This is a genomic window from Amycolatopsis albidoflavus, from assembly GCF_039525725.1.
In the GTDB taxonomy this organism is placed as follows: domain Bacteria; phylum Actinomycetota; class Actinomycetes; order Mycobacteriales; family Pseudonocardiaceae; genus Amycolatopsis; species Amycolatopsis albidoflava.
This window is the reverse complement of record NZ_BAAAHV010000012.1, coordinates 145639-158694: the sequence shown is the minus strand read 5'-3', so window position 1 is coordinate 158694 and position 13056 is coordinate 145639. Positions and strand designations below refer to the sequence as shown.

Here is a 13056-nt window from a genome sequence, read left to right as displayed (position 1 = left end):
TGCGGAATCCGCTCACATCATCCAGGGGTCCGGGACCGGGAGGCCGAACAGCGACCGGCCCACCCGGGTCTCGTGGTATTCGGAGAAATAGCCGTGGTGGCTGCCCGCGTTGATGTCGCGCCAGCAGCGCTGGATCGGCGATCGGTCGAACAGCGCGCTGCCGCCGGCCAGCTGGAACACGGTGTTCACGACGTCCACGCCGGTGCGGATCGCCTGGCCGGTCGCCAGCCGCACCGAGGCGCGGTCCGCCATCGTCGTCTCGTCCCCGGCGAGGGTGCGCTCCCACGCCGTGCCCAGCACGTCGCGCGCGTACGCCTCGGCCGAACGCAGTCCCGCTTCGGCCCTGGCATAGGCGATCTGCACCGACTGCTCCTCGGCCAGCGGACGGCTGCCGCGAGATTTGTTCGGGGCCAGCTCGCGGAATTCGTCGAGCGCGCGCCGCGCGATGCCCAGCGGGAACCCGGCGAACAGCACGCCCATCAGCGCGAAGAACGACCAGTTGAAGATCGCGCCCTCGTGCCGGGCGCGCTCGAAGATCGGGTTGGCGGTGTACTCCGGCGGCACCACGAGGTCGCTGACCGACACGTCGTTGCTCCCGGTGCCCTTCAGCCCGGCGACGTGCCAGGTGTCGAGAACGTCCACATCGGACGCGGGAACGAACACCAGCCGCCAGTCCGGCCGCCCCGGAGCCACGATCGCCGGTTTCCCGCCGTCCTGCACCATGACCCCGTTGGCGAACCAGGAAGCGTTGCGGGCCCCGGTGTTGAACGGCCAGCGCCCGTTGACCAGGAGGCCGCCGTCCGGGCGCGGCTCGGCCTTGCCCAGCGGAGCGAACACCGTGGCCACCGCGCGCGGGCGCGCGGCGAGGATGGTCCGCGCGACCTCGGGTTCCAGCCAGGCGACGAAAAACGTGGCGTTGAGGCTCAGCGCGGCGAAGCCGGCCGAACCGTCCGCGCGGGAGATCTCCCGGATCGTGTCCAGCACGGTCACCGGATCCATCTCGAGCCCGCCGAGGCTCTCCGGGAGCAGCAGGTCGAGCAGGCCGGCGTCGGAGATCGCGGCGAGCAGGTCCGGCGGGACGCGCCCGCCCTGCTCCCCCTCCAGCGCCCGATCGCTGATCTGCGGTGCCAATGCGGCTGCTGCGGCCAGGACCTCGGTCCTCGACCGGGCGCGCTCGACGGTCACGGTCATTCCGGTCCTCCAGTCAGAAGAAAGTGGTTGGCGTGCTTCGGAATTCGCGTCGCCGGACCCCCGGGAAGGAGTCTGGCCGCCCGGCCCGGCGACGGCAAGGGCGGTCAGGTCGGCGCCAGCGCGGCGGCCAGTTCGCCGAGCAGCTCGACGTTTTCCGGGCCGACGGCCACCCCAGGGTCCACAATGGACAGATGGACGCCGAGCGCGGCCAGTTCGCCGTAGCGCCGCGCCGCCTCGGCGACGGTGACCGTGCCCGGTTCCCCGGTCGCGGACAGCCTCGCCGTGCCATAGGTGGTCACGGTGATCTCCTCGAACGGCCTGCCCAATTCGGCGCAGTAGTCGCGCAGCATGCGCAGCTTCAGCCCGACCACCGCGGGATTCCCGTCCTCGTGCAGGCCGCACGCGTCTCCGTACCGGGCCACGAGCCGCAGGACGCGGCGCTCGTGCGCACCGCCGACGAGCACCGGCGGCGGGCGCGTGAACGACGGCGCGAACCAGGGCTCCGGCAGCCGGTAGTGCTTGCCCTCGAACGGTTCCGTCGACCCGGACAGCACCTGCCGGGTCAGCGCCAGGGTGTCCTCCAGCCGCTCGAACCGTTCGCTCCACGGGCCCAGCGGCAGGCCGAACGCGCGGTGTTCCTCCTCGTGCCACGGCGGGCCCAGCCCCAGCCACACCCGGCCGCCGGACAGCGCGTCGAGCGACGTGAGCGTTTTGAGCAGCAGCGCCGGATGCCGGTGGGTGACCGCGGTGGTCATGGTGCCCAGCCCGATCCGCTCGGTGGCCGCGGCGAGGAAGCTCAGCGCGGTGTAGGCCTCCAGGAACGGCTCGCCGGGATCGCCGAACATCGGGATCTGCCGGAAGTGGTCGTTGACCCAGATGCTCGACAGCCCGGCCCGTTCGGCGTCGCGGCCGATCCGCGCGAGCGCGGGCCCGGCCGCGCCCGGCGGCCAGCCGAAGCGCTGCAGCAGAAGTCCGATCCGCATCGCCGGGTCACCGCCTCCGCAGCAGGGTCGCGGTGCCCATCGACCCGCCGCAGCACATGGTCACCAGCGCGTGCTCGCCGTCGCGGCGCTCGAGTTCGCCCAGCGCGCAGGCGAGCAGCCGGGATCCGGTGGCGCCCATCGGATGCCCGAGCGCGATCGCGCCGCCGTTGACGTTCACCCGGTCCGGATCGGCCCCGGTGCGCTCCAGCCACGACAGCACCACCGCCGCGAAGGCCTCGTTCACCTCGACGACGTCCACATCGGACAGTTTCAGCCCGGTGCGGCGCAGGATCCGCTCGGTCGCCGTCACCGGGCCGTCCAGCAGGAAATACGGATCGGCCCCGACCACGACCTGGTCGGCGATCTCCGCCCGCGGCGCGAGTCCGTACCGGTCCGCCGCGGCCGGCGACATCCACAGCACCGCGGCCGCCCCGTCGGAGACCTGCGACGTGGTGCCCGCGGTGTGCCTGCCTCCGCGCACCGTCGGACGCAGGGAGGCCAGGCTTTCCCGCGTCGTCTCGCGCAGCCCTTCGTCCCGGCCGACCGTCGTGGAGCCGTCCGGCCCGGGAAGGGCCACCGGCACGATCTCGCGGTCGAACCGCCCGTCCGCCCAGGCTTTCGCCGCCCGCTGCTGGGAAAGCGCGCCGTAGGAGTCGAGATCCTCGCGCGAGAGCCCCTGTCGCTGAGCGATCCGCTCGGCCCCGCCGAACTGGAGCCCGGGCGGGTCGTCCCACGGGTAGTCGGCGGTCTGGTAGTCGGTGCGGCCGCCGGGGATGTTCGCCCCGGCGGGCACCCGGCTCATCGACTCGACCCCGCAGGCGATCCCGATCTCGATCGCCCCGCTGGAGATCAGCGCGGACACCAGATGGCTCGCCTGCTGCGACGAACCGCAGCTGACGTCCACTGTGGAGCACGCGACGCCGTAGTCGAGCCCGGTGGACAGCCACGCGTTGCGGGTCACGTTGAGCCCCTGCTCGCCGACCTGGGTGACGCATCCGCCGATGATCTGCTCGATCGCGCCCGGCGGCAGGCCGTTGCGGTCGAGCAGGGCCAGCAGGGCCTGGCGCAGCAGTTCCGCGGGCCGCAGCCCGCTCAGCGCGCCGCCGCGGCGGCCGATCGGCGTCCGCACGGCGTCGACCAGCACCGCGCCGCTTCGTTCTTCGGTCATCTCGGCTCCGCTCGCACCGGCTGTTCCAGAAATCCCCGCAGCACCACGCTGCGCGTGCGCTTCCCCGGTCCCGCCTGCTCGATCCACCGGGTCGCCCCGAGCACCGCCCGCAGCGCCTCCGCGATCTCCAGCCGCGCGAGGTGCGCGCCGAGGCAGAAGTGCGGTCCGGCGCCGAATCCGACGTGGTCGGTCGCGCCCCGGCCGGGCAGGAACCGGTCCGGTTCCGGGAACTTCGCTCCGTCGCGGTTGGCCGCGCCGAACACGACGAGAATGCGCTGCCCGGCCGGGATCCGGACGCCGGACAGCTCGGTTTCGACGGTGGTGCCGCGCCAGAGCGCCTGCACCGAGGTGTCGTAGCGGATCGCTTCGTCCACCGCGGTGTCGATGAGCTCCGGACGTTCGCGCAGCAGCTGCTGGACCTCCGGCTCGCGCAGCAGCACCGCCATCGCGTTGGTGAGCAGGTTGGTCGTCGTCTCGATCCCGGCGACCAGCAGGAACGCGCAGAACGCCAGCACCTCCTGCGAGCTGATGCCGCTGCGGCCGGCGCGGGCGATCGAGTCGAACAGCGTGCGCCCGTCGCCGCGGCGGCGGCGCAGCTGGTGGCTGAAGTAGCGGAACATGCCCATGCCCCGGCCGAGGTGCTCCTCGGTGCGGCCGACCTGGTCGAGGTCGCCGGTGATCACCCGCGACCAGTGCCGGAACTCGTCGTGCATCTCCTCCGGCACGCCGAGCAGTTCGGCGAGCACCAGCACCGGCAGCGGTTCCGCGACCAGGCCGAAGAAATCCCCGGTGCCCGCCCGGACGAGCGCGTCCGCCCGCTGTCGCGCGAACTCCCGCACCTTGTCCGCCAGCGACCGCACCGACGCCGGGGTGAACGCGGCCGCGACCGCGTGCCGGAACACCTGGTGCTCGGGCGGGTCGGTGGCGATCAGCACGCGCACCTTCGGCGCGCCGATCCGGTAGCCCACCCCCGTCGAAGCGCCGCCGCGCGCGGCGAACTCCGGGCTCATCCCGACCTTGGACGAGAAGGAGACCGGATCGCGCACGATCCGCAGCACGTCCGCGTACCGCGTCACCGCCCACACGTCGTAGTCGGGCAGGTGCAGCACCGGCGCCTCCTCGCGCAGCCGGGCGAACACCGGGTACGGGTCCTCGATCAGCGCGGGGTCGAACGGGTCGAAGACCGCCGGGGCACCGGAGAGCTGGCCGGGAGTGCTCATCCGCAGCCTCCCGCGGTGTCGGTGTCGTAGGCGCCGACCCGGGCCGCCGCCGGTTCCGGCGACGCGGGCGGCTGCGGGCCGGCCACGGCCAGCTCGGCGAGGAATCCGTCGAGCCGGTCGAGGCCCCAGAACCGGTGCCTGCCCACCCGGAAGTACGGGATGCCGAAGATGTCGTCCTCGAACGCCCGCTCCAGGCAGTCGACGCTCTCGCGGCGGATGTCCGCCGACTCCGGCGCGGACAGCAGCGGTTCCGGATCGAGCCCGGCGGCCTCGGCCACCTCCCGCAGCACCGGGCGTTCGCACACGTCGCGCCCGTGCTCCCAGCGCGCCTCGACGACCGCCTCGTAGAACCGCCGGGCCACGCCGAGCCGCCGGGCGCGCAGCCACGCGAGATGCGGCAGCTCCCACCACGGATCGTCGTCCACCGGCCAGGTCATCGACAGCCCGAGCCGCGCGGCCTGCCTGCGGGTGTCCTGCAGGATGTAGAGGTGCTTCGCCTTGCTCATCGGGGTGTAGGGGATCTCCGCGCCCCGGTCCGCCAGCGCCGCCGCGGTCTGCTCGTCCGGATCCCAGTACGGGACGAACTCCAGCACCTCGTCCGCGTCCGGAATCCTGCGGTACAGCTCGGTCAGCGCCATCCAGCTGAACGGGCTGCGGAACGAGAAGTGCACCCGCGGCGTCCGGCGGCGGGTCACCGCGGCGCTCCCGGGGCCAGCGCGGCGAGCGTGTCCGGGTCGAGCGTCGCCAGCGTGCCCGCCTCCGGCCCCCGGCTGATCGCGTAGCCGTGCAGGATGCTCGCGGTCGCCACCAGCCGCGGGGCCCCGCCCGCGCCGAGCGTCCAGCAGTCCATGACGCCGTCGAACGCGCGGTCCTTGACGAAATCCGTCACCGCGAACGTCGTGCGCACCGTCTCGCCCATGTGCGCGTCGCCGAGCAGCCGGACCCTGGCCCGAGACACGACCGGGATCCAGCCGCGCTCCGCGAGCAGCCGCGGCACGCCGAGACCGCGCTCGGCGAGGAACCGGTCGACCGTTTCCTCCAGCGCGGCCACGTAGGCGCCGTGCTGGACGCGGTCGGAGAACTGGCAGTGGAAATAGCGGGCGGTCCAGTCCCAGGAGAACGCCGCCGGGTCAGGTTCGGCCGGCCGGTCGCTTTCCGCGGCCGCCGGGCCGACGAGCGGCGCGAGCTCGTCCGGGCAGGCGCGGGCCTGCTCCTGTTCGCGGACCAGCGCGACGGTTGTCTTCCCGCGCAGCACCCGGTTCCCGGCCGTCTCGAAGACGATCCGGAACCGGCCCGGTCCGACTGCCTCGACCCGCGCGCGCACCTCGTCGTCGATCTCCAGCACCGCGGGCAGCTGCACCGAAGAATCCACAATGGACAGACCGAGCCCGTGGTCGTGGTAAAGCGCCTGCGGGCCGAGACCGCGTTCGCGGAACCAGCACAGCACCGCTTCCTCGGCCATCGCCATGAACTGCTTGAACCCGATCCAGGTGCGGATGTTCGCGCTCGCGTACCGGGGCCGCAGCGCGAACCCGGTCCGCTCGTCGGCCAGCGACGTCATGTCCGGCTTCCTCTCTCCCGTTCCGGCTCGGCGACCCGGTCGCGGGCGAATCCGTCCACGATCGCGGCCACCTCCGCGGCGCTGTGCAGATGGCAGAAATGGTCGAAGTGCGGCGCGCAGTGCAGCCGTCCCCGCGGCAGCGCACCGGAGAGCGCTTCGAGGTCCCGCAGGGAAAACCCGATGTCCCGCTCGCCGCCGAGCACCAGTGCCGGCGCCGTCGTCTGGGCCAGCGGCAGGTGCCCGCTGGCCACGTACTGCTCGAACACCGCGAGGAACCCGACCGGGCCGATCCGCTCGGCGGTCTTGGCGTGCATCTTCTCCAGCACCTCGCCGCACAGCCCGGCGGCGCGGGAGCCGAGCCGGGTCAGCAGGCCGCCGCGGATCTGCCGTTCGAAGGTCTCCCGGGACCGTTCCAGCGTCCGCCAGGTCACGGTCGCCTCCGCCCGCCGGTAGAACGGCATGGCCAGCACCGCGGCCGGGCACGGCCGTTCCGGCTCGCGCGAGAGCAGTTCCAGCAGTGCGTTGGCGCCGAAGGAATGCCCGGCCAGCACCGGGGCCGGGTCGTCGACGGTGTCGAGCGCGGCGGCGATCCAGTCCGAGGGCGAGCCTTCGAAGCGCCACCGGTAGTCGTTGCCCGCGCGCCACGGGAGATCGATGGAGAGCACCCGCCACCCCGGCAGCCGCTCGGCCACCGCGCTCCAGGTGCGCCAGTGGTCTTCCAGCCCGTGCGCGAAAACCAGCACCGGGCCGGTGCCCTCGTTCAGCGGATGCACCCTGGGTGCGTCGGGTTTCACCGGTCCCCCTTGGTTTCGACCACCGCGCAACGCCAGCCGTCGGCGTCGCTGCCCGCGACCACCCGCGCGGTCCGGTTCGCCGCCGCGGCGGCGGCCACCGCCAGCACACCCGCGGCCCCGTAGAACTGCCCGAACCGGACCGGCCGGGCCGGCTCGCACGACTCCGGATCGGCGTGGTCGTGCACCGGGTGCAGCACCAGCGCGCTGTCCTCGGCGGCGGGTTCGAGCACCACGCACGCCGCGCCCGCGCGCAGGTCCGCGCCGGCCAGCGCCGCCGCGGTCTCGTCCGCGGGCTCCGCGCCCACCACCACGACCCGGTCCGCGCGGCCCGCCGCCAGCAGCAGCTGCGCGAGGCGCATCGCGTCCAGTCCGGCGGGATGGCCCGAGCACACCATGAGGTTCGGGCCGCCGAAGCCGAACCGGATCGCGACCGTCGAGGCCAGCACGTTGCTCGACACGTTCGGCGCGTCCAGCGGGCTGACGTCGGACAGCGACCCGGCTCCGGCGGTGCGCGCCACCGCGCAGACCGTCTCGAGGCTGCCGAGGTTGGAACTCGCGACGACCGCGGTGCGCGGATCCGGCTCCGGCGGCGTCCAGCGCCCGGTCACCGGGGCGAGGCCCAGCGCCCGGTGCACCGCGCACAGGCCGAGCCGCTCGGCCGGCTGCTTGTACAGCAATCCCTTGCGCCCCAGCAGGTCCGCCGCCCGCTCCGGCGGGCACGCCGGACCCGGCGACCATCCGCCGGGCAGCGGCCCGGACTGCCCGGGCAGGTGCGCGCTCCACGCGCGGATCGCGACCGCCCGCATCAGGCCGCCCCGACCAGGGTGACGGCATTGACCCCGCCGAACCCGAACGCGTCCACCTGCGCCAGCCGCGGCCGGGCCCGCACCGGAGCCGACCGGACCAGCCGCACCCCGCCGCAGTCCGCGGCCGGGCGGTCGAGCCCGGCGACCGGCGGCACCCAGCCGGTGGCCAGGCAGCGCAGCGCCACGTCCAGGCTCATCAGCGCGGACGCGCCCGAGGTATGCCCGGTCGCGCCCTTGATCGCGGTCACCAGCGGACCGTTTTCGCCGAGGTGCTCGCGCAGCACCCGCGCCTCCACCCGGTCGTTCAGCTCGGTGCCGGTCCCGTGCGCGAGCACGAGATCCACCTCCTCGCCCTTGCGGCCGGAGCGGTCCAGCGCCTCGCGCATCGCCCTGGCGATGCCGCCGGCGTCCGGCGCGGTCTCGTGCGCGGCGTCGCAGGACATCCCGGTGGCCAGCAACCGCCCCAGCGGAGCCGCCGCCGCGCCGTCGGGCACCACGACCGCGGCCGCCGCGCCCTCGCCGAGCAGCACGCCGGTGCGGTCCGCGTCGAACGGGCGGATCCGCTCGGTGCGATCCGGCGCGACCCGCCCGATCATCGCCAGCATCGACACGGTGAGCGAGTCCGCCCCGGCCACCACCACCGCGGGCGCGGCGCCGCTGTCGACCAGGTCCTGCGCCAGCGCGAGCAGGTGCCCCGTCGCCGAACAGGCGTTGCACACCGTCACCACCGGCCCGAGCCGATCGTCGGTTTCGCGCAGCACACCGGTGAAATGCAGGTCTTCGACAGTCATCCCGGCCGCGCCCGCCGACCACTTCTCGGCCGCGCCCAGCTCCCGGAGCCCGGTGCCCGCCAGCACCGGGACCGAACCCCGCGGCACCCGCGGATCGGCTTGGCGCAAGGCCTCCACGACACAGGCGGCCAGCCAGGTGCCCGCTCTCCGGTGCGAAGTCTCCTCGTCGATTTCGTACGCGGCGCCGACGTTGACCAGATCCGGATCGACGTACCGCAGCGGGGCGGCTCCGCCGCGCCCGGCCAGCAGCGCGGCGAACGTGGCCGGGCCGTCGCCGAGGCAGCTGCGCACCGCGCTAGCCGCGATCGTCGCCACGGCTCCACCCCCTCACCACGGCGGCCGCGACCGCGCCGGCCGGGCTGCTCGCCACCAGCAACGCGATCTGGCCGTCGCGCGCGGGCTCGGCCCGGTGCCGGGCGAGGATCAGCGCCAGCTCGACCGCGGGCGTCGCGGACGGGGAGTTCCCGGCCAGCTCGCCCGCGGCCAGATGCTCCGCGCCCTCGACGCCGAGCAGGCCCTCCAGTTCGGTCCGCGCCCGCCAGCCGGCCACCTCGTCCGCGCCGGAGGCCGAAGCGACCGTCCGGACCGACTCAGCTCCGACCCGGGCCTGCTCCAGTGCGCGCCGCGCGCAGTCGGCCAGCGCGTACACCCGGTCCTCCCCGCTCGGGCAGAACCCGGCCGCGGTCGCCAGGATCTCCGCGTCCGGCCGGTGCCCGAGCGACTCGGCCGGCCGCAGCACGAACACCGCGGCGCCTTCGCCGGGCGCACCGGCCCCGCCCAGCCCGGCCCACAGCCACGCCGAGTGGGGAGTGAATTCTTCGACCGCGCCGGCCAGCAGGACGTCCGCCTGCCCGGTGCGGAAAACGTTGGCGCTGTAGCGAAGCGAGGACAGCAGCGCGACCGGTCCGCCCGCGACCGTCGCGTTGACCCCGCGCAGCCCGAAGCGGATCGCCGCCTGCCCGGCCGCGCCGTTCAGCACGGTGTTGGGAAACAGCGCCGGATTGACCAGATAAGGCGGATCCTCGGTGAACGTCTCCGCCGCGTAGTCGACCGCCGCCTGCGCGCTGCCGACCGTGGTGCCCAGCACCAGCCCGGTCCGGTGCCCGTCCTCGCCGATGTCCAGGCCGGCGTCCTCGATCGCGCGCCCGCAGGCGACCACCGCCAGCCCGGTGCGGCGGTCGAAGAACCCGGTCCCGCGCCGGCCCAGCTCGGCCCGCGCGCTGAATTCCGGAAGATGGTGCGCGGTCCCGGTGGGCAGGGTGACCTCTGGCCACTCCACCGCGCGGGCGGTGGACCGGCCCGCCGCGACCGCGCCCGCCAATTCCGCCGCGGTGGCCCCGGCCGGGCTCACCACGCCGAACCCGGTGATCGCCAGCACGCCCATCAGACCGCCCCCAGCATCACGATCGCGTTGTTCCCGCCGAAGGCGAAACCGTTGTTCTGCGCCACTTGCACGTCCGCCGCGCGCGCTTTGTTGGGCACCGGATCGAGCCAGGCCATCTCCGGGTCCCGGCTGCGCCAGTTCGCCGTCGGCGGCAGGAATCCCCGCGACAGCGCCAGCGCCGAAGCGATCGCGCCGAAGCCGCTCGCGGCGCCCATGGCGTGCCCGAGCATCGATTTGATCGAGCTGACCGGCGGCACCGCGCCGCCGAACGTTTCGTACAGCGCCGCCGCTTCGGTCGCGTCGTTCGCCGGAGTCCCGGTGCCGTGCGCGCACACGTAGTCGACGTCGTCGGGCCGGACCCCGGAGTTGGCGTGCGCCAGCCGCATGCACCTCGCGATCGACGCGGCGTCCGGAGCCACCATGTGCGTCGCGTCGCAGTTGGTCGCGTAGCCGAGCACCTCCGCGTACGGCGAGGCGCCGCGGGCCCGCACGAAATCCTCGCTCTCCAGCACCAGCATCGCGCCGCCCTCCGCGGTGACCATGCCCGACCGGTCCCGGTCGAACGGCGCGCACGCCTCGTCGGCGACCGCGCCGAGCCGCAGGAAGCCCGCGTGCGCCCATCGGCACACCGAGTCCGCGCCGCCGCTCACCACGACGTCGGCTTCGCCTTGGCGGATCAGGTCGTAGGCGTAGCCGAGCGCGTAGTTGCTCGCCGAGCACGCCGTCGCCAGAGTGATCGATTCGCCGGTCACCGCCAGCTCCTCGCTCGCCGCTGCGGCGAGCCGGTCGGCGGGCAGCTGCTCGAACACCTCCGGCGGCACCGCCGGGAACCCGCCCTCGGCCAGCGCCCGGCCGAACTCCTCGGTGATCTTGGCCTCGCCGCTGGTGGTGCCGACGACGACCGCCACCCGGTGCGGCTGCGCCTGGTCCGTCGAGAGGCCCGCGTCGCGCACCGCCAGCCGCGCGCCGGCGGCGGCGAACACGCTGCTGCGGCCCCACGCCTTGACGTCGAGCCGGCGCAGCACCGTCTCCGGCCGGAACGCCTTCACCTCGCCCGCCAGCACCTTCGGGAAACCCGCGGTGTCGAAGGACGTGATCGGCGAAATGCCGCTGTGCCCGCTGCGCAGGCCGCTCTCGAACGCGGCCGAACCGACCCCGATGCTCGAGATCGGGCCGAGTCCGGTGATGAATACCCGGTTCATGGGCCTCCTGCCCGCCGTCGGCGCGCGTTCGCGCGCAGTGCCCGTCACTGCCTCACGCGGTCACCGGCTGCCATCCGGCGTGGCGGGCCGTCACCTCGTAGACCGTCTTCAGGTTCCGCATCTCCGCGAGTTCCTTCTGCGGGATCTCGATCCGGTACTTCTTCTCGATCCGCGCGAGCATCTCGATCGCGCGCAGCGAGTCCGCCTCGTAGTCGGCCTGGAAGTCGCCCTCGTCGGTGAGCTCCTCGGTCTCCACCTCCAGGACCTCCGCGACCACGTCGCGCAGTTCCTCCAGCCGTTCGTTCGCCGTGCTCATCCCTGTCTCACCTTTCTTCCCGCCCTGGCGGGCCGTCCTCGGCGTCCGTTCCGGGCGCCGCGCGGGCGACGGCGATCAGCGACCCGAAGGTCGCGACCGGCTCCGCGCCCGCTCTCGTCCGGCCCGACACCATCGCCGAACCGTCCGACGCGTGTTCCAGTTCCAGTTCGTGGGTGAGGGTGGTCCCGGGCGGCACCCGCCCGGTGAAAACGCAGTCGCGGGCGGCGGCGAACATCGGGAGCCTCCCGTCGCCCGCCCGGCCGTGCAGCCACAGCACCGCGGCCGTCTGGCCGAACGACTCGACCACCAACGATTCCGGGTAACCGCATCCGGCGTCCGCTTCGCGGAAGCAGTATTCGGTGCCGCTGACCGCTTTCGTCGCGACCGCCGACCGGCCGTCCGCGGCGATCCAGATCCGGTCCACCAGCACCATTGCCCGCCCGTGCGGCAGCAGCGCGCTGATGTCGCCGAAGTCGAGGCACACGCCGCCGGTCACGATCGCCTGCCGAAAACCGCTTCGACGGTGGCGGTGCGCGGTCCCTCGGCGAGCCGGCAGCTCGCGGACGCCTTCAGCCGTCCCGATTCTTCCCGCGACACCAGCACTTCCAGCTCGATCCGGTCGTGCTCGCGCACCGGGCGCGTGAACCGGGCCGAGGTCAGTTCCAGCAGTTCCGTCCCGGCGCCGGCCGCCGCGCGCACCGCGTGCCCCACCGCTTCCAGCACGAACACCCCGGGCAGAATCGTGCCGCCGGGGAAATGCGCTTCCAGATAAGGGTTCCCGGCGGGCACGACGACCGCGGACGCGGTCACCCGGACCGGGTCGCCCGGCACGACCGCGACCTCGCGCAGCTGCGGCCACGCGCTCGCCGGCGCGCTCCGCTCGCTCACAGCACCATCCCCCCGTCGACCGGGAACACCCCGCCGGTGATGTAGCCCGCCTCTTCCGAGAGCAGGAAGGACACCAGCGGGGCCACGTCGCCGGGAGAACCGAAGCGCCGCAACGGAATCGCCTGTTTCGCCCGCTCGCGCGCTTTCGCCCCGAGCGCGGCGGTCATGTCGGTTTCGATGAACCCGGGGGCCACCACGTTCGCCCGGCCGCCGTAGGGCGCGATCTCCTTGGCGATCGATTTGGTCATGCCGATGATCCCGGCCTTCGCCGCGGCGTAGTTCGACTGGCCCGCGTGGCCGTACACGCCCGCCGCGGACGAGATCGCCACGATCGCGCCGCCGCGCCGTTTGACGATCCGGAACGCCATCGCCCGGCAGAAATTCCAGGCCCCGGTGAGGTTGACGGCGACGACCTCGGCGAAGTCCGCCGGGGACATCAGCGGGCTCATCGCGTCCCGGGTGATCCCCGCGTTCGTGACGAGCGCGTCGATCGGCCCGAGCTTTTCCTCCGCGGCGGCGAAGAACGCGTCCGCCGCGTCCGCGTCGGCGACGTCGCACGGTTCGAAGAACGCCCGCCGGCCGCACCGGGTCACCTCGGCCTCGACGGCGGCGGCTTCCTCGCTCCCGGTGCGGAAGCACCCCGCGACGTCGTGCCCCTGCCCGGCCAGGTGCACCGCGATCGCGCGCCCGATGCCCCGGGAAGCCCCGGTGACCAGCATTCGACCCATTGCGCACTCACATTCCCCGGAATT

The 13056-nt window shown here is 73.7% G+C and carries 15 protein-coding genes; all 15 read right to left on the bottom strand.

Features of this window, described 5'->3' with window-relative positions:
* Window positions 1-12: 12 nt before the first annotated feature.
* On the bottom strand, window positions 13-1191 hold the full coding sequence (locus tag ABD156_RS19135) for an acyl-CoA dehydrogenase family protein (RefSeq protein ID WP_344274949.1): 1179 nt from the start codon (window positions 1189-1191) through the stop codon (window positions 13-15).
* A 104-nt stretch (window positions 1192-1295) separates the two neighbouring features.
* On the bottom strand, window positions 1296-2174 hold the full coding sequence (locus tag ABD156_RS19130) for an LLM class flavin-dependent oxidoreductase (protein ID WP_344274945.1): 879 nt from the start codon (window positions 2172-2174) through the stop codon (window positions 1296-1298).
* Window positions 2175-2181: 7 nt separating this feature from the next.
* Window positions 2182-3342, bottom strand: coding sequence for a steroid 3-ketoacyl-CoA thiolase (locus ABD156_RS19125; protein ID WP_344274942.1), 1161 nt, complete (start codon window positions 3340-3342; stop codon window positions 2182-2184).
* Window positions 3339-4562, bottom strand: coding sequence for a cytochrome P450 (locus tag ABD156_RS19120; RefSeq protein WP_344274938.1), 1224 nt, complete (start codon window positions 4560-4562; stop codon window positions 3339-3341). Before ABD156_RS19120 ends, ABD156_RS19125 begins: the two co-directional genes overlap by 4 nt.
* Window positions 4559-5257 carry a 2-hydroxychromene-2-carboxylate isomerase gene (locus ABD156_RS19115; RefSeq protein ID WP_344274935.1) on the bottom strand — a complete coding sequence of 233 codons (699 nt, stop codon included), beginning with the start codon at window positions 5255-5257 and terminating at the stop codon, window positions 4559-4561. The genes ABD156_RS19120 and ABD156_RS19115 overlap by 4 nt, the downstream gene beginning before the upstream one ends.
* On the bottom strand, window positions 5254-6123 hold the full coding sequence (locus ABD156_RS19110; protein ID WP_344274928.1) for a thioesterase family protein: 870 nt from the start codon (window positions 6121-6123) through the stop codon (window positions 5254-5256). Before ABD156_RS19110 ends, ABD156_RS19115 begins: the two co-directional genes overlap by 4 nt.
* On the bottom strand, window positions 6120-6917 hold the full coding sequence (locus ABD156_RS19105; protein ID WP_344274925.1) for an alpha/beta fold hydrolase: 798 nt from the start codon (window positions 6915-6917) through the stop codon (window positions 6120-6122). The genes ABD156_RS19110 and ABD156_RS19105 overlap by 4 nt, the downstream gene beginning before the upstream one ends.
* Entirely contained in the window at window positions 6914-7723 is an 810-nt protein-coding gene (locus ABD156_RS19100; RefSeq protein ID WP_344274922.1) for a beta-ketoacyl synthase N-terminal-like domain-containing protein, read from the bottom strand. Before ABD156_RS19100 ends, ABD156_RS19105 begins: the two co-directional genes overlap by 4 nt.
* Window positions 7723-8829, bottom strand: a complete 1107-nt coding sequence (locus ABD156_RS19095) for a beta-ketoacyl synthase N-terminal-like domain-containing protein (protein ID WP_344274919.1) — start codon at window positions 8827-8829, stop codon at window positions 7723-7725. Before ABD156_RS19095 ends, ABD156_RS19100 begins: the two co-directional genes overlap by 1 nt.
* Window positions 8810-9898 carry a beta-ketoacyl synthase N-terminal-like domain-containing protein gene (locus ABD156_RS19090; RefSeq protein WP_344274916.1) on the bottom strand — a complete coding sequence of 363 codons (1089 nt, stop codon included), beginning with the start codon at window positions 9896-9898 and terminating at the stop codon, window positions 8810-8812. The genes ABD156_RS19095 and ABD156_RS19090 overlap by 20 nt, the downstream gene beginning before the upstream one ends.
* Window positions 9898-11100, bottom strand: a complete 1203-nt coding sequence (locus ABD156_RS19085) for a beta-ketoacyl-[acyl-carrier-protein] synthase family protein (protein WP_344274913.1) — start codon at window positions 11098-11100, stop codon at window positions 9898-9900. The genes ABD156_RS19090 and ABD156_RS19085 overlap by 1 nt, the downstream gene beginning before the upstream one ends.
* A gap of 52 nt (window positions 11101-11152) precedes the next feature.
* Window positions 11153-11416 (bottom strand): acyl carrier protein, encoded by a 264-nt coding sequence (locus tag ABD156_RS19080; protein WP_067588342.1) that lies wholly within the window; start codon window positions 11414-11416, stop codon window positions 11153-11155.
* Between the two features lie 7 nt (window positions 11417-11423).
* Window positions 11424-11912: a 3-hydroxyacyl-ACP dehydratase FabZ family protein gene (locus tag ABD156_RS19075; protein WP_344274904.1), complete on the bottom strand. Its 489-nt coding sequence runs from the start codon at window positions 11910-11912 to the stop codon at window positions 11424-11426.
* Window positions 11909-12304: an ApeI family dehydratase gene (locus tag ABD156_RS19070; RefSeq protein WP_344274902.1), complete on the bottom strand. Its 396-nt coding sequence runs from the start codon at window positions 12302-12304 to the stop codon at window positions 11909-11911. Before ABD156_RS19070 ends, ABD156_RS19075 begins: the two co-directional genes overlap by 4 nt.
* Window positions 12301-13032, bottom strand: coding sequence for a 3-oxoacyl-ACP reductase FabG (gene fabG / locus ABD156_RS19065; protein ID WP_344274900.1), 732 nt, complete (start codon window positions 13030-13032; stop codon window positions 12301-12303). Before fabG ends, ABD156_RS19070 begins: the two co-directional genes overlap by 4 nt.
* Window positions 13033-13056 lie beyond the last annotated feature (24 nt).